The sequence below is a fragment of the Acinetobacter lwoffii genome (assembly GCF_024129115.1).
Classification (GTDB): Bacteria; Pseudomonadota; Gammaproteobacteria; order Pseudomonadales; family Moraxellaceae; genus Acinetobacter; species Acinetobacter lwoffii_T.
In genome coordinates this window covers 61,004-80,963 of sequence record NZ_JAMXXO010000001.1, presented here as the reverse complement: position 1 = coordinate 80,963, position 19,960 = coordinate 61,004, and the positions used below count along the sequence as shown (strand labels likewise).

General features: G+C 43.8%; 14 protein-coding genes and 3 tRNA genes. 10 read left to right on the top strand and 7 right to left on the bottom strand.

The features are described 5' to 3' along the window. Positions 1 to 106 precede the first annotated feature (106 nt). From NI470_RS00380 to NI470_RS00370, 3 genes are all read left to right on the top strand, one after another. Positions 107 to 2,983 carry a putative bifunctional diguanylate cyclase/phosphodiesterase gene (locus NI470_RS00380; RefSeq protein ID WP_253147609.1) on the top strand — a complete coding sequence of 959 codons (2,877 nt, stop codon included), beginning with the start codon at positions 107 to 109 and terminating at the stop codon, positions 2,981 to 2,983. Positions 2,984 to 3,123: 140 nt separating this feature from the next. Next, positions 3,124 to 5,403, top strand: coding sequence for an NADP-dependent malic enzyme (locus NI470_RS00375; protein WP_004280528.1), 2,280 nt, complete (start codon positions 3,124 to 3,126; stop codon positions 5,401 to 5,403). A gap of 94 nt (positions 5,404 to 5,497) precedes the next feature. Continuing rightward, positions 5,498 to 6,733, top strand: a complete 1,236-nt coding sequence (locus NI470_RS00370; RefSeq protein WP_253147610.1) for a multifunctional CCA addition/repair protein — start codon at positions 5,498 to 5,500, stop codon at positions 6,731 to 6,733. A gap of 83 nt (positions 6,734 to 6,816) precedes the next feature. Here the strand turns inward: NI470_RS00370 and epmA are convergent, their stop codons facing one another. The 6 genes from epmA to NI470_RS00340 all read right to left on the bottom strand — a co-directional run bounded on the left by epmA (position 6,817) and on the right by NI470_RS00340 (position 12,102). Further along, the gene (gene epmA / locus NI470_RS00365) at positions 6,817 to 7,791 is read right to left on the bottom strand and encodes an EF-P lysine aminoacylase EpmA (RefSeq protein WP_004645738.1); all 975 of its coding nucleotides are present in this window, start codon (positions 7,789 to 7,791) and stop codon (positions 6,817 to 6,819) included. Further along, positions 7,788 to 8,855, bottom strand: coding sequence for a 4-phosphoerythronate dehydrogenase (locus NI470_RS00360; RefSeq protein ID WP_153567122.1), 1,068 nt, complete (start codon positions 8,853 to 8,855; stop codon positions 7,788 to 7,790). Before NI470_RS00360 ends, epmA begins: the two co-directional genes overlap by 4 nt. A gap of 180 nt (positions 8,856 to 9,035) precedes the next feature. Next, a tRNA-Ser gene (locus tag NI470_RS00355) sits at positions 9,036 to 9,125 on the bottom strand. Positions 9,126 to 9,394: 269 nt separating this feature from the next. After that, a tRNA-Ser gene (locus NI470_RS00350) sits at positions 9,395 to 9,484 on the bottom strand. 87 nt (positions 9,485 to 9,571) lie between these two features. Next, complete coding sequence (locus tag NI470_RS00345) at positions 9,572 to 11,608, bottom strand: FAD-dependent oxidoreductase (protein WP_253147611.1); 2,037 nt, start codon at positions 11,606 to 11,608, stop codon at positions 9,572 to 9,574. Between the two features lie 140 nt (positions 11,609 to 11,748). Continuing rightward, positions 11,749 to 12,102 (bottom strand): hypothetical protein, encoded by a 354-nt coding sequence (locus tag NI470_RS00340; RefSeq protein WP_044111519.1) that lies wholly within the window; start codon positions 12,100 to 12,102, stop codon positions 11,749 to 11,751. 248 nt (positions 12,103 to 12,350) lie between these two features. Between NI470_RS00340 and argG the strand changes: the two genes are divergently transcribed. After that, positions 12,351 to 13,691, top strand: a complete 1,341-nt coding sequence (argG, locus tag NI470_RS00335) for an argininosuccinate synthase (protein ID WP_004279561.1) — start codon at positions 12,351 to 12,353, stop codon at positions 13,689 to 13,691. A gap of 75 nt (positions 13,692 to 13,766) precedes the next feature. Here the strand turns inward: argG and NI470_RS00330 are convergent, their stop codons facing one another. Then, a complete protein-coding gene (locus NI470_RS00330) occupies positions 13,767 to 15,038 on the bottom strand; it encodes a GGDEF domain-containing protein (protein ID WP_253147612.1) in 1,272 nt (423 codons plus the stop codon). A gap of 152 nt (positions 15,039 to 15,190) precedes the next feature. Here NI470_RS00330 and pyrC point away from each other — a divergent pair, with 152 nt between their 5' ends. The 6 genes from pyrC to NI470_RS00300 all read left to right on the top strand — a co-directional run bounded on the left by pyrC (position 15,191) and on the right by NI470_RS00300 (position 19,893). Beyond that, entirely contained in the window at positions 15,191 to 16,225 is a 1,035-nt protein-coding gene (gene pyrC, locus NI470_RS00325) for a dihydroorotase (RefSeq protein WP_253147613.1), read from the top strand. Continuing rightward, complete coding sequence (gene rnt / locus NI470_RS00320) at positions 16,210 to 16,869, top strand: ribonuclease T (protein WP_004279557.1); 660 nt, start codon at positions 16,210 to 16,212, stop codon at positions 16,867 to 16,869. Before pyrC ends, rnt begins: the two co-directional genes overlap by 16 nt. A 20-nt stretch (positions 16,870 to 16,889) precedes the next feature. Beyond that, positions 16,890 to 16,965: transfer RNA gene (locus NI470_RS00315), tRNA-Glu, on the top strand. A 163-nt stretch (positions 16,966 to 17,128) separates the two neighbouring features. Continuing rightward, positions 17,129 to 19,180, top strand: a complete 2,052-nt coding sequence (locus tag NI470_RS00310; RefSeq protein ID WP_253147614.1) for a TonB-dependent receptor plug domain-containing protein — start codon at positions 17,129 to 17,131, stop codon at positions 19,178 to 19,180. A 194-nt stretch (positions 19,181 to 19,374) separates the two neighbouring features. Next, a complete protein-coding gene (locus NI470_RS00305) occupies positions 19,375 to 19,653 on the top strand; it encodes a hypothetical protein (protein WP_252513908.1) in 279 nt (92 codons plus the stop codon). 81 nt (positions 19,654 to 19,734) lie between these two features. Further along, complete coding sequence (locus tag NI470_RS00300; protein WP_004279546.1) at positions 19,735 to 19,893, top strand: hypothetical protein; 159 nt, start codon at positions 19,735 to 19,737, stop codon at positions 19,891 to 19,893. Positions 19,894 to 19,960: the final 67 nt, after the last annotated feature.

Here is a 19,960-nt window from a genome sequence, read left to right as displayed (position 1 = left end):
AGAATAATAAACATTTATTAATTGATTTCACACACTTCTTGGAGTTTCTATAATAACAATGTACAAGGACGAAAACCGTTTAGGATGAATACAGGCATTGAATCACATGGTTGATAATGAGCACGACTATATTCAGCAGCATTTGCATGATGCTCAAATTGCGAATACGCTTCGCCATAGTCGCTATTTTTTGCTCAGTATCATGGTGATTTGCCTCTATATTTTTTGTATTTATCACATTCAATATAGTCCTTCTAATACGTATTTTAATACCTGGTTTATTCTGACAGAACTTCTGGTCAGCATGTGCTGGCTGGTGAATACGCTGTATTTCAAACCCGAACAATATAATCAGAAAAGCGCGCACCGCTGGTTACAGATGCAGAGCCTTGCAGTCGGAAGCTGTATCGCGGCCGGTATTTATACAATTTATTACTATTTGCCGCAGGCCAATCCTGTATTTGAAGATATTGAAGCACTGACCTTGTCTGCCTTGTTGCTGATTGTAAGCCAAGCATTTGGCCTGACCTACCTGACCCAGAAACTGAGCTATTTTTGTCTGGTCTTTTTGCCGTCCTTATTCCCTTTTTTACTGTCGCAGCTTGACCATGTCGGTCATTCCAATCCCTTTTTTGGTCTGGCCTTAAACTTTGCGCTCATAGTGATTCTGCTGTGCGCGACAAGTAGTTATCGAATTCACAGCCGCACCTCACGTCTGTACGCGGAAAATGATATTCTGGTGAAAAATGCAGAACAGCAAGTGCATTGGACTGATGAACTGTGTCAGCAACTCAAAACTGAAGTCAATAAATCCAAAGATATTGAACTGCAATTACAGCTCAGCAATCAATTGCTGGAGCAAAAAGTACGGGAACGTACCTATGATATTGAACAGATCAATCATGATCTGAAAAATCAACAGCAAAACCTAGAACTTGCACATGAAATTGCCGGTATTCGGCCATGGGACTGGAATATTCAAGAGCGCTGCATCACCTTAACCAATCATAAAGACGAAAAGATTCTGCGTGATTCCAAAGATCACCATCTGCAATTACAGCATCTGATTCACCCTGAAGATCTGGACTATTTTAAGCACAATATGAAACAGCATCTGCGTGGCCAGATTGACCGCTATGATGCTACTTACCGGATCAAGCTCAGTGAAGGTGGCTGGAGTTGGGTGCATGATATTGGCCGGGTGATCAGTCGTGATCCTAAAAATAAAAAACCCTTGCGCATGGTCGGTATCCGTCGTGATATTCAGCAGGAACGTCTGTCTCAAGAACGTTTAAAGCTGGTGGCTAGTGTACTGGAACAGGCTGCGGAAGGCATTTTCATTCTGAATCCTGATTTGGATTATATCGATGTCAATCCTCACTACGAATACCTGAGCGGTTTTGAGCGTGACGAGATTATCGGTAAATCCTTATTTGATATTGCGGTGCAAAACAAATCTCAGCAACGTACTTTTCAGGCCAATATTGTCAAACAGATCCAGAAAATTGGCTCTTATGATGGAGAGGTTTATGCCAAATTTCTGTCTGGCAAAGAATCCACCTTATGGCTGCATATTAATGCCGTGACTGATGATGAAGGCCGGATTACCCATTATATTGGCATTGTCTCAGATCTGACTGAACGTAAATTACAGGAACAGCGCCTGTCCTATCTGGAAAATTACGACACGCTGACCGATTTACCGAACCGTTTCTATTATAATTATCAGTTGCATCAATATCTGGTTTCGCAAAAAGACTCGATTAAAGAGATGGCGGTGATTCGACTCAACATCGACCGTTTCCGCCCATTGAATGAATATCTGTCCAATAATGGCGGTGATGAACTTTTACGTCAGGTAGCGCAGCGCCTGCGCATGACCAATGCAGAAGCGCTGTTTGTGGCACATCTAAATGGTGATGATTTTGCGATTCTCTATGAAATCTCACATATTCGCCCTTCAGTTCAGCACCATTGTGAACGCATCGCTCAGGCCTTTAGCAGACCATTCAATATTTATGGTCAGGATCATGTGATTACCCTGTCTATGGGCGTGGCATTTTATCCGGATCATGGCCGTCAACTGGATTATTTGAATAACTGCGCCGAACAGGCATTGAACGAAGCCAAAAATCTCGGTGGCAACACCATTCATTTTTATTGCAGTGAAAATCATTCATTACAGAACAAAGGAGTTTTTCTGGAACGGGATTTGCGTAAAGCGATCCAGAATAATGAACTGGTGGTATATTATCAGCCCAAAATCAATTTCAGCGATCAAAGCATTTATGGCTTTGAAGCACTGATTCGCTGGAACCATCCAGAAAAAGGCATTATTGCACCTGGGCTGTTTATCCCGTTAGCGGAACAAACTAGCCTGATTTCAGACATTGGTCGTCTGGTGATCCAGCAGGCCGCTAAACAGATTCGCCAATGGAATGATCTGGGTTTTAATCATATTTGTGTATCAGTCAATATCGTGGCGCAGCAATTGCGTCGTGGTCAATTGCTCGATGATCTGGATCAGGCCATTGCAGATAACCAGATTTCTGGCGCCAGCCTGGAGCTGGAAATTACCGAATCTTCTTTAATCGAAAATTCGGAAGCGGTCAAAAACCTGCTCAATGAGATTAAACAGCGACATATTCATATTGCCCTAGATGATTTTGGTACAGGTTACTCCTCTCTCTCCTATCTTGCTGATTTTCCTATTGATACCTTGAAAATTGATCGCAGTTTTGTTTGCAAGATTGGGGAAAACAAGCAGGCAGCGATTGTCAGTGCCATGGTGGCCATGGGTAAAGCCATGGGTATGACCGTGGTCGCGGAAGGAATCGAGACCGAAGAGCAGCTAGAATATCTACGTGATTTAGACTGTGATATTGCCCAAGGTTACTTATTTTCCAAACCGCTTCCTGAGCAGGATGCAACCGCTTATTTAGTGCGAGACAAGACGCATCAGACTTATATATCTCAAGTCTAAGTCCATACCCGGCCCCAATAAGTTTGTTGGAAAAACGGCCGTCTTTGTCTGTCCGAACTGGTTAACAAATGGTATATTCAGGAACATAAATAAATTCTTTGCCCGCTGACCGGGTAATCTTTACAACGATCGAGAGACTGATGGACGAACAATCTTTAAAGCAACAGGCCCTTTACTATCACGAATTTCCTACCCCGGGAAAAATTAGCGTTACACCAAGCAAACAATTGGTCAACCAACGTGACTTGGCCCTTGCTTACTCGCCTGGCGTAGCTGCACCATGTCTTGAGATTGAACGCGACCCTTCAACTGCTGCATTGTATACGGCTCGTGGTAACCTGGTTGCTGTCGTGACCAATGGTACTGCCGTGCTTGGCCTGGGTAATATTGGTCCTTTGGCTTCTAAACCTGTTATGGAAGGTAAAGGCGTATTATTCAAAAAATTTGCTGGCGTTGATGTATTCGATATCGAAATTGCTGAAAATGATCCAGACAAAATTGTGGATATTGTCGCTGCATTAGAACCGACTTTCGGCGGGATTAACCTTGAAGATATCAAGGCGCCAGAGTGTTTCTATATCGAGCAGAAATTGCGTGAACGCATGAATATTCCAGTATTCCATGATGATCAGCACGGTACTTCGATTATTGTCGGCTCAGCGCTCCTCAACGCATTGCAAATCAACGGCAAAAAAATTGAAGACATCAAGATCGTAGCTTCAGGCGCGGGTGCTGCGGCACTGTCTTGTTTGAATCTGCTTTGTGCTCTGGGTGCTAAAAAAGAGAATATCATCGTTGCCGATTCACGCGGTCTGCTGACTACGCATCGTGAAGGCCTGGATGAATCCAAGAAAGCCTATGTACAAGACATCGAAGCTACTCAGCTCGGTGACGTGATTGCAGGCGCAGACATGTTCCTCGGTCTTTCTGCTGCAGGTATTTTGACCAAAGAAATGGTCAAGGTCATGGCTGAAGATCCGATCATCTTTGCCTTGGCGAATCCGGATCCAGAAATTCTGCCTGAACATGCACATGAAGTCCGTGATGACGTGATTATGGCGACTGGCCGTTCTGACTATCCGAACCAGGTGAATAACGCACTGTGCTTCCCGTACATCTTCCGTGGTGCGCTGGACGTTGGTGCAACCACCATTAACGAAGAAATGAAAATTGCCTGTGTCCACGCGATTGCACGTATGGCACACGTTGAAGCTGATGCGGCAACCTATGGTGAAAAATCGGCATCATTTGGCCGTGAATACCTGATTCCGGGCCCACTGGATCAACGCCTGATTCTAGAAATCGCACCTGCTGTTGCACAAGCAGCAATGGATTCGGGTGTGGCAACACGTCCAATCACAGATTTCTCGCATTATCGTCAACGTTTGTCTGAGTTTGTCTACAACTCTGCATTCATGATGAAACCAATATTTGAACAGGCTAAATCTGATCCTAAACGTATTGCTTATGCGGAAGGTGAAGATCTGCGTGTACTTCGCGCAGTTCAAATTGCGGTAGATGACGGTTTGGCAATTCCGATTCTAGTGGGTCGTCCAGCTGTCATTGAAGCCAACATTAAAAAATTGGGTCTGCGTCTTGAAGATGGCGTGAATATCACCATCGTCGATCAGGAAAAGAACCCGAACTACGAAATGTTTGCAGACGATTACTACAACATCATGCAACGAAAGGGTGTAACGCCTGAATATGCACAGCGTGAAGCACGTCGCCGCTCGACCCTAATCGCAGCGATGCTTGTGAAACATGGTATGGCAGACGGTATGCTGTGTGGTACGTATTCAAGCTACGATATTCACCTGGACTTCGTCAGCAACATCATTGGCAAGAAAGATGGTCATAATACTTTCTTTACCCTAAATGCCTTGATGCTTGAAGACCGTAACCTCTTCATTGCCGATACCTATGTCAATACCAACCCAACGGCTGAACAGCTGGCTGAAATGACCATTCTGGCCGCTGAAGAAGTTCGCCGTTTTGGTATGACACCACGTATTGCCCTGCTGTCTCACTCAAGTTTCGGTTCAGACCAGCATGATGCCAGCGCGCAAAAAATGCGTAAGGTGTATGACATCCTGTCTGAAATCGCGCCTGAGCTGGAAGTTGAAGGTGAAATGCACGGTGATGCTGCTCTGGATGAAAACATTCGTCAGTTTGCATTCCCGAATTCACGTTTCAAAGGCTCTGCAAACCTGCTGATCATGCCGAATCTGGATGCAGCCAACATCTCGTTTAACCTATTAAAAGCAACTTCAGGCAACAATGTGACCATTGGTCCAATTCTTCTAGGTGCTGCAAAACCTGTCCACATTTTGACGCCGACTGCGACCACGCGTCGTGTGATCAACATGACTGCACTGACTGTTGCAGAAATCCAGCAAGCGGAACAAGATGCACTTTAAGCCAATGACAAGATAACGACGCATCAGCCTCGTTTCTTAACTTGAGAAAACCTCTATTCTGTAGCATGATGCTTGTAAGAATAGAGGTTTTTTCATGCAAGTTTATTTAGTAGGCGGCGCAGTTCGAGATCATTTACTCGGACACCCCTATCACGAAAAAGATTATGTGGTCGTTGGTGCAACCCCCGCGCAAATGCTTGACTTAGGCTATCAGCCCGTAGGCAAAGATTTCCCTGTTTTTCTACACCCCCAAACAAAAGAAGAATACGCACTGGCGCGTACCGAACGCAAATCTGGCACCGGTTATCATGGTTTTGAGTTTCATACCGATGTCAGCGTTACGCTGGAACAGGATCTGATTCGTCGCGATCTGACCATTAATGCCATGGCCATGGATGATGCCGGCCAGGTTTATGATCCTTATGGTGGTCAACAGGATCTGGAAAACCGGATTCTACGTCATGTTTCCGATGCCTTTGTCGAAGATCCATTACGCGTGCTACGCATTGCCCGTTTTGCTGCGCGTTATACCAGTGCAGGCTTTGTGATTGCCGATGAAACTTTGGCGTTAATGCAACGCTTGACTGAAACCGGTGAATTAAATGCATTGACACCTGAACGCGTCTGGAAAGAGACTTCCCGTGCTTTATCCGAACGTCATGCTGATGTGTATTTTGAAGTATTACGTCAATGTGGTGCTTTAAAGGTGCTATTCCCTGAGATTGATGCCTTATATGGCATTCCACAACGCCCAGAATATCATCCGGAAATTGACTGCGGCATTCACACGATGATGTCCTTGCAGCAGGCGTGTCGTCAAAATTATAGTCTGGATGTACGTTTTGCCGTTTTAGTGCATGACTTAGGAAAAGCTTTAACGCCGGTTGAAGAATTACCGCGACATATCATGCATGAAGAGCGTGGCATCAAGCCAGTGAATGAACTGTGTGACCGTTTAAAAGTGCCGACGTATACCAAGCAGCTGGCTTTGGCGGTGTGCAAAGAGCATCTGAAATGCCATCAGGCCTTCAATCTTAAGCCGGGAACCTTATGGCGATTATTGCAACGTCTGGATGTGTTACGTCGCCCTGAACGTGTCGAAGCTTTCGTCCAGGCGTGTGAATGTGATTCACGTGGCCGTCTAGGTCTGGAAGATCGTGCTTATCCACAAGCACAATATGTCCTCGATGCCATGCAAACCGTACGCGCCATCAAGGCACAAGACCTGCCTGCCGATATTCAGGGTCCGGATATTGGTGAAATGCTGATTGAACGACGGATTCAGGCACTCGGTGAACTCAAAGCACAACAAACCGTAGCGATTGAATAATAAAAAAGCACCCTCGGGTGCTTTTTTAATAGCTTAATTTCTCTTTATCACAAAAGGAATTAAAAAATATTGGATCAGTACCATCAGGAAATATCTGCCGGAAAAGTAATCACTTGCTCCAGTTTCATTTGATTGGTTGCAATCATCAACAAACGGTCAATTCCAAGGGCAATTCCAGAACATTCCGGCATATTCGGTAAAGCTGCCAATAGATATTTATCGATCGGCATGACATGCAAGCCCAGCTTGGCCCGTTCTGCATTATCCGCCTCAAAGCGCGAACGCAATACGTCGGCATCAATCAGCTCATCATAGGCATTGGCCAATTCTAAACCTTCGATATACAATTCAAAACGTGCGGCGACCAGTTCACCATCTTCATCGGTTCGGGTTTTGGCCAGTGATGCCATTTCAGGGGGGAAATCAGTCAGGAATACTGCAGTATCAAAACCCAGACTAGGTTCAACCATATGTGAAAATAACAGGTCGATATAACCGAGACGATCCTCGCCTAAATCCAGATTGAGTCCAACGCGGCGGCAGCAATCTTTCAGTTCCTGTAAAGTGGCTTGAAGTGGATTGAGATCCAGACGATCCATGAAAGCATGTTTATAGCTTAGAATGGTCGGACGGATTTCGCCAAAACGTGCTTTCAAAGTCACATTCAGCAAATCCGATACTTCAAACATCAGATCTTTTAAGCTAAATCCCGGGCGATACCATTCCAGCATGGTGAATTCGCTATTGTGCTTGCGTCCATGCTCATCATTGCGGAAGACCTTACAGATTTGGTAAATGGGTCCACTACCACTGGCCAATAAGCGCTTCATAGCAAATTCGGGTGAGGTCTGCAAATAATGCGTATTCAGTTTACCCAGCACATGGCGCTGTGCCTGTACCGAGGCTAAATGCACATCGGTCACACCGGCTTGAGACAAAATCGGTGTTTCCACCTCTAATACATCCCGCTCAGCGAAAAATTGACGGATTTGACGATATAAGGTCGCCCGTGCACGCATGGCTTGAAGGTCACAAGTGGGTTGATACGTCATCGTCATGCCTTCGGCGCACCATGTGCTGCCCACTCACGACGCAGCGGATAGGTTTTACGTAAATGATCAAATGCCTGCTGATCGATTTTGCCTTCTTTGAGACAGGCACGTAGATTGGCATCATCACGAGCAATGTCATAAATTTGGGATAAATGCTGTTGCAATGCCATTTTTAAATCCTGCCCCTGAAAAAACTGCTCACAGATAGGCAGCTGGGATTCAAACTGTTTATTGGCTGCAAAACCGAAAGTTTGACAAAAAGCTTCGTAAATCATCTGGGTACCACGTGCCTTGCCTTCCAGGCTATAGCCGGCAATATGCGGAGTCACCAAAGTCACCAGATCCAGAAGTTCTGCTGAAATCAGCGGTTCGTGTTCAAAAACATCCAAAATTACGGGGCGTTGTGTCGCTTTAATATCTTGAATTAAGGCAGTTTCTTCAATCACTGGCCCACGCGCTGAGTTAATCAGGATCGCGTCAGGCTGCATTTTTGCCAACGCAGTAGCATTAAATAAATGATAGGTTGGATATATGCCTGTTTTGGTTAAAGGGACATGAATTGAAACGGCGTCCGCCTGCTGCAGCAGTTCATGAAATTCGACTTGATCAACCTGCTCTCTTTGCACAAAAGGATCGCAACCGATCACGCGCCAGCCCAAGAGCTTCGCCATATAAGCCAGTCGGGTTCCGACATTACCCAAACCGACAATACCCAGGGTAAATGTCGTATTGGCATCGAGTAATTCAGGACGTACCTGCAATAATGCGGTAATGACATATTCAGCCACTGCTTGCGCATTACAGCCGGCCGCATTACTCCACTGAATCCCATGTTGTTCTAATGCAGCAATATCCAAATGATCTGTACCAATGGTGGCACTTCCTACAAATTTGATCGAACTATTCTGTAGCAGTACTTCATTGACCTGAGTCACTGAACGTACCAGCAAGCTATCGGCATCTTTGACATCATCTGCGCTTAAAGTTCGCCCTGCACAATGTTGAATGTCACCAAATTCGGAAAAGAAATAATCGGTAAATGCTAGATTTTCATCTGCGACAATTTTCATAATGAGATCCATATGATGCTTGGGCGTATGATAGCGCGTTGACGCCTCTGACTCTATATTTGGCCGATACGTCCATTTTTCAAGATTTTATGAATTAAGTTCAGGACTGAAGAATTTAATATTCAAGATCTGCAGCCTAAAAAGAAAAACCCCAATCTTTCGACTGGGGTTTTTAAAATTTGGCGGAAGCGGTGAGATTCGAACTCACGGAGGACTCACACCCTCGTCGGTTTTCAAGACCGGTGCATTAAACCGCTCTGCCACGCTTCCTTGGCCGCCATCATATAAATAAATTAGATTTTTGGCAATAAAATTTAGCGAAACTTCTATAAAAAGCGGTTTATTCAGCTAAAAATCACCCGAAATCAAAGCTAACCTGGGTATTTTCAATCAAAGTTTTTAATATTGAAATGATCTTAAGTTGTATTTAACTCAGCAGAGAATGATGAGAGGAATTAACTGCCTTATCAAGTGGATCAACAACTGAAAAATATTGAGACATAAAAAAACCCAGTCAAATAGACTGGGTTTTTAAAATTTGGCGGAAGCGGTGAGATTCGAACTCACGGAGGACTCACACCCTCGTCGGTTTTCAAGACCGGTGCATTAAACCGCTCTGCCACGCTTCCATGGGCGCAATAATACGGAGCTTTTGTCCGGCTGACAAGTGAAAATTACAGTGAATGCAATCAACTGCATATAGTTTCATCAAATCCTTACAGTTTTGCTGCTAATTCCGCTCCCTCACGAATGGCGCGCTTGGCATCGAGTTCAGCAGCCAGTTTTGCACCGCCAATAATATGATACTGCGCCAAGGTATTTTCCCCAGCACTCGGCATCAGGTCTTTTACCGATTCCTGACCTGCACATACCACAATGGTATCTACACGCAATAATTGAGCATGGCCATCCACCTCAATCCATAAGCCTTCATCCGTGACAGATTTATATTGCACGCCGCGCAACATCCGCACGGCATGTTTTTTTAACTGGGCACGATGTACCCAGCCTGAAGTCTTGCCTAGTCCTGCGCCAAGCGGTGTCTTTTTACGTTGTAATAGATAAATTTCCCGTACTGGAGGTTCTACTTCAGCACGCTGTAACCCGCCTTCAGTCACATAATCTGGATGAGAATCTACACCCCATTCACGCTTCCACTCATCCACAGGTTGCGGCTGTATTTGATGCGGTGGCTTTAATAAAAACTCGGACACATCAAAACCGATCCCGCCTGCGCCAATAACCGCAACACGATCACCGACAGGTGCGCCACGTAGCACTTCTGCATAAGATAATACTTGTGGTGCCTGACTGCCTTCGATATTCAAGGCACGCGGCACAACCCCTGTAGCCACAATCACCTCATCAAAACCCTCACGCTCCAACTGCTCGCGGTTGACTCGGGTATTGAGACGCAGATCAACTCCGGTTTTTTCTAGCTGCACTTTAAAATAACGAATCGTTTCGTGAAATTCTTCTTTCCCCGGAATCACTTTAGCCAGATTGAACTGCCCGCCTACTTCATGACTGGCCTCAAACAAAGTGACATCATGCCCGCGACTGGCTGCGACAGTAGCCGCTGACAGACCTGCAACACCACCACCAATCACTGCAATACTTTTCGGTTTTTTGGTTTTGACATAGACCAGTTCGGTCTCATAAGCGGCACGCGGATTGACCAGACAGGTTGCGCGCTGGTTTTTAAAGGTATGATCCAAGCAAGCCTGATTACAGGCGATACAGGTATTGATTTCATCAACACGATTGGTTGCGGTTTTGTTGACCCAGAAAGCATCGGCCAAAAGTGGACGTGCCATCTGTACCATATCTGCCTGACCAGAGGCCAGAATCGCCTCGGCAGTGTCTGGCATATTGATCCGGTTAGATGCAATCACCGGCACCGAAACATGTTTCTTAACTTCAGCCGTGTAATCGACAAAAGCAGCTCGAGGCACGGAAGTCACAATAGTTGGAATACGTGCTTCATGCCAGCCAATCCCGGTATTGAGCAAAGTAATTCCTGCCTTTTCCAAAGCTTTAGCTACGGTAATCACTTCCTGCATGGTATTGCCATCATGTACCAAATCGAGAAGTGACAAACGGAAACAGATAATAAATTTCTCACCAATTTCAGCGCGAATCGCTTTAACAATTTCTACGGCAAAACGCATCCGGTTTTCAATCGGGCCGCCCCAACGGTCGTTACGCTGATTGACATGACGACTTAAAAACTGATTCAGCAAATAGCCTTCAGAACCCATGATTTCCACGCCATCATAGCCAGCCTTTTTGGCAATGATGGCAGTTTTCACATAATCCTGAATGGTATTCAGGATCTGTTTATCTGACATTTCACGCGGTTTAAAAGGAGAAATTGGTGATTTGATCGGGCTGGCCGAAACCACAAAAGGCTGATAGCCATAACGTCCGGCATGCAGAATCTGTAAAAGAATTTTAGCACCATGCTTATGCACTGCATGTGTCACCAGACGATGCGGCGCAATATCCCCCAAGGTATTCATGGTACCGCCCGCCGGCAACAACCAGCCCTGACGGTTTGGCGATATTCCCCCTGTAATCAGCAGACCTACGCCACCCTTTGCTCGTTCGCCAAAATACGCTGCCAGTTTAGGATAGTTATAGAAGCGGTCTTCCAGACCAGTATGCATCGACCCCATCACCACCCGGTTTTTAATGGTGGTAAAACCCAAATGCAGTGGCTTTAAAATGTTGGCATAGCGCGTCGTGGTCATAACAAATCCCTGATTATATTTGGCTGAGCAAGTCATTCCCTTACTTTAACTGATTTTCAGAAGCTTTTTATGACCCTGAGTTCAGCATTTTCAGGCACAAACATCAATCTTCGAAACCAGCTCACTCTATACATGACGAATTAGTTCTGCCATTGTCGTGCGCTGGATTTCCATAATGCAATCGCACCCAATACTGTCCCAATCGGAAAACTGAACAGCATGAGGATTGCCATCACTCTGGATAATGTCCGCCCTGAACCATTGCCCTGCTTGACCTTGATACTGGCCTGTATATTAAAAAACATCAGCAAGCCTAAAAGCAGCAGCACCACACCTAAACTCAGCATGGAAATACTGGATTGCTGATATTCAAGATATAAAAACAGCACTGTACTAAAACCAATCAGGCCGGCATAAATCCCATGCAACAGTGCCAGCGTTTCATTCTTAGCTTTAGGATTTAAATTAGGTAAAGGTGGGATGCGAGTCGCCATGCTTTTATTCCTGTTTTATCTGATTTTTAACTTTATTCGGCTGAATATAACCAATTTCTTCCGTTTTCAGCAGGATTCTGGTGAAAATCGTGCGATTTATGATTATTTAAGCCTATTGAATAGAGATTTTAAAACGAGTTTTTCTTTTCTAAAGCAAACCTAAATAAATTAATGATACAATTGATGCAATATGTATTTTTTCAGGCCACCAATTCTGGCGTGCCTATTTCATATCATTAGGATGAACAATGTCTGATAATGCAACTATCTTGCAGAATGTCCCAGTAGGTAAAAAAGTTGGTATTGCCTTCTCTGGTGGTCTAGATACTTCTGCTGCTCTTTTGTGGATGAAACAAAAAGGCGCTGAACCTTATGCTTACACAGCAAACTTGGGTCAGCCAGACGAAGACGATTACGATGCGATTCCAAAAAAAGCTGAAGCTTATGGCGCAGTAAAAGCACGTTTAATCGACTGCCGTTTACAGCTTGCATTAGAAGGTATTGCTGCAATTCAATGTGGTGCGTTCCATATTTCTACAGGTGGTATGCCTTATTTCAACACGACACCATTGGGTCGTGCAGTAACTGGCACCATGCTTGTAACTGCCATGAAAGAAGATGACGTTAACATCTGGGGTGACGGTTCGACTTATAAAGGCAATGACATTGAACGTTTCTACCGTTATGGCTTGTTGACCAATCCTGCGCTTAAAATTTACAAGCCTTGGTTAGACCAAACCTTCATTGACGAGCTGGGCGGCCGTGCAGAAATGTCACAGTTCCTGATCGACAATGGTTTTGACTATAAAATGTCAAAAGAAAAAGCTTATTCAACTGACTCAAACATGCTGGGTGCGACGCACGAAGCCAAAGATCTTGAATACCTGAATGCAGGCATCAAAATCGTTGAGCCAATCATGGGCGTTGCGTTCTGGAAAGATGACGTAGAAGTGAAAGCTGAAGAAGTATCGATTACTTTTGAAGAAGGCTTCCCGGTTGCGATTAACGGTCAACGCATTGAAGATCCAGTTGAATTTATTCTTGAAGCGAACCGCATCGGTGGCCGTCACGGTCTAGGTATGTCGGATCAAATCGAAAACCGTATCATCGAAGCGAAATCTCGCGGTATCTATGAAGCTCCGGGTATGGCGCTGCTTCACATTGCTTATGAGCGTCTGGTAACGGGTATTCATAACGAAGATACGATTGAACAATACCGCATTAACGGTTTACGTTTAGGTCGTTTGCTGTACCAAGGTCGCTGGTTCGATTCTCAAGCGCTTATGCTACGTGAAACTGCACAGCGTTGGGTCGCTAAAGCAGTTACTGGCACAGTAACAATCGAACTTCGTCGTGGTAATGATTACACCATTATGAACACTGAATCTCCTAACCTCACTTATGAAGCTGAGCGTTTAACTATGGAGAAAGGTGATTCTATGTTCTCGCCGATGGATCGTATCGGTCAGTTGACTATGCGTAACCTGGATATCACGGATACACGTGCGAAACTGGGCATCTATACAGAAACTGGTTTACTGGCAGTCGGTTCTGCATCTGCAGTGCCACAACTGAAAGACAAAAACTAAGTTTTGTCTTAAGCAAAAAACCGCGCCCTGAGCGCGGTTTTTTATTGATGATTGTTTTATTCATTTTAATAATCTCTAGCCATTTGCAATATCTGAATTGACTGATCGAATAGACTGATAATAAATCTGGTTGCGTCCAAGCTGTTTGGCACGATATAGCGCCTGATCCGCGATTCCCAACAATGCATCCTTATCAATATCTTCCTCACCACGATAGACGGTAATGCCTAAACTGATGGTGATATGTTTCGCAACCGAGGATTTTTCATGCGGGATTTCCAGACGGTCAATCGCCTTAAAAATATTTGAAGCCACTGCATAAGCACCATGTGCATCCGTTTCTGGCAAGAGCACTACAAACTCCTCCCCGCCATAACGTGCGACAAAGTCCATATGACGGATCGCATTCTTGATGGTTTTGGCAATCGTCGAAATGACATCATCACCTTTCTGATGTCCATAAAAATCGTTGTAATTTTTAAAGAAATCCACATCGATAAACAGAATCGCCAAAGCCGTTTCTTCACGGCGTGCACGTTCGAAATGGACCTCCAGTGTCTCATCAAAGGTGCGTCGATTGGAAATCTTGGTCAGTTCATCATACTGACTCAAATGTAATAATTCGTTGGTATGAATACGCTGGATCTGCTCACTGATTCTGGCGCGAATACTATAGAGAAAAATCACACGCTCACGGGCAAAAATCATATGGCTAATCACATAACCCAGCAAGCAACTTCCAATTAAAATCCGTCCAAAAACCATAGGATTAAATTCAACTGAAAGGCTAAACAATACAAGAATAGTAGTTGCCGCAGCGAGTAATCCGGTGACCAGCATCTGAATCGGTTTAATACCGGTCAGAATATAACCCAGGATATATACGATCGTGACTATCGCCATGGATTGATGCTGCAAGGCATCAGTTTTAATCGACATGGTGATACATGAAATTGACACCTGTACCCAGAATACCAACAGCATCGAAGCCTGAGGAAAAAAGCGCTTGATCTTGGGTAAGCACGAGAACATATAAAAGATAATTAGCGACACGCCGCCATTGAGCAAGCCCAACATACACAGGACAAAATCATGTACGAAATATTCTTTGCTGATGCTCCAGTAATCTGTGGGAATCATCACCACCAAAAAAAGGAAATAGGCTAGTACTCCAGCCCACACATATTTTTCGACATGTTTGCGGGCGCGTTCCAGATTTTTAGTCCAGAATTCTTGTTCCAGATTTTGAGGGAAGACCGGGCCTACACGCTGGCTTTGCCGTGTAATCAGTTGTTCTATGTCTTCTTTATCATCTTGCAATTTCGCTAGATTGTACTTGTATTCCATTGCCAAGTATTTATGTAATTTTTTTATTAATTTTAAAATAACATACTTTTTAAAATTAATTTATACATATCCCTTATTTTGTAGCGCTTTCTCGTTACCATTTTTACTATAGATGGATTATCATTTGTTTTATTTGTTCGACTGAATTTGCCTTGAATACGATTACGATTCTCCAGCCAGATGATTGGCACGTTCACCTGCGTGATGGTTTAGCACTTCAACGTACCGTTCCCGATTTAGCCAAGCAGTTTTCTCGCGCCATTTGCATGCCAAATCTGGTGCCACCCGTTAAAACTGTCGAAGAAGCCAATGCCTACCGTGAACGTATCATGGCACATGTGCCTGAAGGGGTAAATTTCGACCCGCGTATGGTGCTGTATTTCACTGACAACACCCCGGCAAGCGAAGTTAAAAAGATCAAAGAATCTGCGCATGTCAATGCCATCAAGCTCTATCCTGCGGGTGCGACCACCAACTCCGATAGTGGTGTGAGCGATATGAGCAAAGTCTACGGCGTAATTGAACAGCTTGAAGAACACCAAGTGCCTTTATTGCTACATGGTGAAGTGACGCATAATCATGTCGATATTTTTGACCGTGAAAAGCGTTTCCTGGATGAAGTGCTGGCTCCCTTACTCAGACAATTTCCCAAGCTGAAACTGGTGCTCGAACACATCACCACCAGCGAAGCAGCAAACTTTGTACTTGAGCAAGACCGTAATGTCGCTGCAACCATTACGCCGCAACATTTATTGTTTAACCGCAATGACATGCTGGTTGGTGGGATCAAGCCGCATTTCTACTGCTTGCCGATTTTAAAACGTCAAACGCATCAGCAAACTTTGCTGGAAGTCGCAACCAGCGGTAATCCTAAATTTTTCCTGGGAACAGATAGCGCGCCGCATTCAAAAAATGCAAAAGAAAATGCGTGTGGCTGTGCAGGATGTTATAGTGCGCCGACTGCTATTGAGCTGTATGCTCAGGCATTTGATCAAGTGGGTAAAATTGAACGCCTGGAAGGTTTTGCCAGCCACTTTGGAGCAGACTTCTATGGCCTGCCACGTAATACCAGCACAATTACCCTGATCAAAGAAGATCAAATAATTCCTGAAAGTTTAGACTATCTGGATGGTGAACAGATTATCCCACTGTATGCTGGTAAAACCATTCAATGGAGAAAAGTGTGACAAATGAAACGCTCCCAATCATTGGTCAACGTTTTCGTGGATTCTTACCTGTAGTTGTCGATGTCGAGACTGCAGGTTTTAATGCGCAGACTGATGCATTGCTGGAAATTGCGGCCATTCCGATTGTTTATAATGAGGAGGGTCAATTTGTGCCGGGTCAAGCTTACCATGCACATATCAATCCTTTCGAAGGGGCAAATCTCGACCGACGTTCGCTGGAGTTTATTGGGATCGATCCTTCGAATCCAATGCGAATCGCAATGGCCGAAGATGAAAAAACTGCACTCAAGCGCATTTTTAAATCGGTGAATGAAGTGCGTCGCCAGCAAAATTGTACCCATGCAGTTTTAGTCGGACACAATGCACATTTCGATTTAGGTTTTCTTCAGGCCGCGATTGCGCGTACCGGAACCAAAAACCAGAACCCGTTTCATAGTTTTTCTGTCTTCGATACAGTGACTTTAAGTGCGGTGATGTTTGGTCAGACCGTACTGGCAAAATCCTGTATTCAGGCTGGGATTGAGTTTGATGGCAAAGAAGCCCATTCTGCATTATATGATACGCAGAAGACCGCTGAACTGTTTTGCTATATTTTAAACAAACTCGCACCTCACCTGCTTGACACTCTGGTGGCGGATCAATAAGATACCGCCATCTTCTAAACGTCCCTATCGTCTAGAGGCCTAGGACATCGCCCTTTCACGGCGGTAACCGGGGTTCGAATCCCCGTAGGGACGCCATCTATTTTTTCTCTTCTTTATATTTCTTTGATCAGCATCTTAAGCTGCTCAAGTCCTACACTTTTATCAATTAATTAATGAAAATAATTCTCATTACTATTGATTACCTACTCTAAGTTAATGATAATCACTTCCATTATCTTTCGCAGATTTAACCCTTCTCATGCGTTTTGCTTATTCCCCACTTTCTATTGCGGTTCTAACAGCTTTATCAACATCTAGTTTTGCAGAAGAATCAAATTATCAAGAATCCATCCTCAAGGAAGCTACGGTTAAGTTCAACACAATTATTATCGAAGCTCAGCAAGAAAATGAAGTTGGAAAAACCATTTATTCAAAAGAAGATTTAGAAAAGACGCCGAATAGCTCAAAGAACATTACCGATTTTTTAAAAGTGAATCCGAATGTGCAGTTTAGTCAGTCACAACTTGCAGCAGGTTCTCAAGGTGAAATTAAACCTGCCGAAATCTCAATTAATGGTGCACAAACCTTCCAAAACAATTTCATTGTGAATGGTGTTTCCAACAACCTACTTATTAATCCAGCAAATTCAAACACAAATACGTTTCAAGATATTGGGACTGGCGCACAAGCTATGGCAGTGAACACTGACCTACTTTGTGAGCTTGAAGTATTAGATAGCAATGTGTCTGCCGCTTATGGTCAATTCACAGGTGGTGTTATAAATGCTAAAATATGCGCACCGCAAACAGAGATAGGTAAAATTCACGGTTCTATCACTTACGATTACACTGAAAGTGATTGGGCTCGCTACAACTCAATTTCACCTTTAGAAGAAAGTAAATTTGAAGAACCTACAGATGACTACCAAAAGGAATATACCAAACAAGGTGTAAGCACCAATATTTATGGGAAGCTCTCGAATGATTGGGGCTTTAATGCTTATGCTTCTCAAAGAGAGTCTATCATCCCAGTCAAAAGTGGCTTTGAAACACCTAAAACAATTGATCAAGAACGACATATCTCAAATCTTGGTGCAACATTATTTTATACACCAAACGCCTCAACCAAAGCGAAGTTTGGTTTGGATTATGGATTGCTGGACAGTTTGAGCTATGTGGACAGCAATCGTGATTCGGGAAGTACCACTGAAACCGAAACACTTACATTATTCTCTGAACTCGAACACCAATTCAATCTAGGTACTCTCGTACATAAACTTAATTTCCAAAACTCGGCGACACAACGCATTGCAGATAATAACTACAGTATGCATTGGTACTACGCCGAAGGAAGTAAAGATTGGAATAATACCGATGTTGTTCGAGAAGGCGCCATCATGGGAGAAATCAAACAACTCCAAGACGTTCTCTCTTACGACCTACAAGCCAATATAGACCCATTTAAAGTTGGTCAATCCCAACACAACATGACTCTAGGTGCGGGTTATAGCCATGCTCATGTTGAGTGGAAACGAGCCGAGGATGTTTTACTCGCGACAAAGATCAACTTAAAAGAACTTGGCAAAGATACTACCTGCCTTCAAAGTGACCCATATTGTGATGAGAAACTAACTATAAATGGTTGGAATGGACAATATATCGCTGGTGGAACTCTGTACAAAGCTGGTGATATCAAAGCTCAGCAAGATCGCCTAAATATATTTATTGAAGATAATATTCAGTGGAATGATCAATTTTCAACACGCCTTGGTGTTCGTGCTGATTATGACTCTTTGAGTAGTAATATCAATATTTCCCCTCGCAGTCGTCTCTCTTACAAACCCTTTAGTAATGATCAATTGCATTTATCCGCTGGGTGGAATCGCTACTATGGTCAGCAAACGTTAGGTACAGAGCTGAATGAAATTCAAAATGATTTGCTCTACAAACTGTCACGTGAAAACCCACATGCGACTTGGGTAGAAACACAAACTGCACTATCCAGCGGTGCGCGTAGTTCAGCGCTCAATACCCCTTTCAGTGACGAGACTGTTTTAGGCCTGAATACACAAATCCAGAATTGGGATCTAGGGCTAAAATGGGTCAATCGTAAATATCAGGATGAAATATCAAAAACTAAAGTTACTCCTTTAGATGGATCAAAATTCTTCTACGAATATAACAATGATGGAAGTGGCAAAGCTGACATCTACACCTTAACCCTTAAAAATCGTCAACCGATCGCACTGGGGGATAGCCAACATTTATTTGCCTTGGGATTTGATACAGTGAAGTCTTCCGCAGTTATGTAGATTACACTTCAGCCTATGATCAAGCCACTCAAGATGAATGGGTCTCTTATGATGGTCAAATTATCCGTTGGTCAGACCGCCCTGCCCCAAACTTTAACCAACCATGGACCGCACGAGTAAACTGGGATATTACATTCGATACACTGCCTGTACGTATTTCAAACTTCTTTAGCTATAAAAACAGTTACGATGATATGGTTGTAGTCTCCAATAAAAATGACAAAGTCGAGTATAAAGGTGAACTGCTTGACACCTATTTAGCCTCTGAAATTAAACCCAAATTTAAATGGGATATGCGCACCACCTATGATTGGGAAATTTCAAAAGATTTAAGGGCAATTTTTGGTTTAACCATTAACAATGTAACCAACCGCGTGAATACCTATACAACAGGCTCGACCTCAAATGATAGACCACGTGTGATGACTGAAATCGGCCGCCAATTTATTGCGGATGTTACTTTTAAATTCTAGAGCCTGAATAGGTACATGCTGCTGCTCTTTTTAATTTGCTTAGGCTATAATTAATGCGATTTCATATTTTGCCTTTGTATCATGTTAAAAAAGATCTTACTGGTTTTACTGATTTTAGCCCCATCCGCACTATATCTCTATATCGTCAACCGTGATGATAACCACACTGCGGAGACTGAAACAGTGTCAACGCCAACTGAAAACTCTCAGCCTGAGCAATATCAAACTCCAGATCACTAAGTTTTAGTGATCTTTTCAAATATTTATTTTTTATAGTCCTGAAATCTGTTCAGAAAATAACATTTTA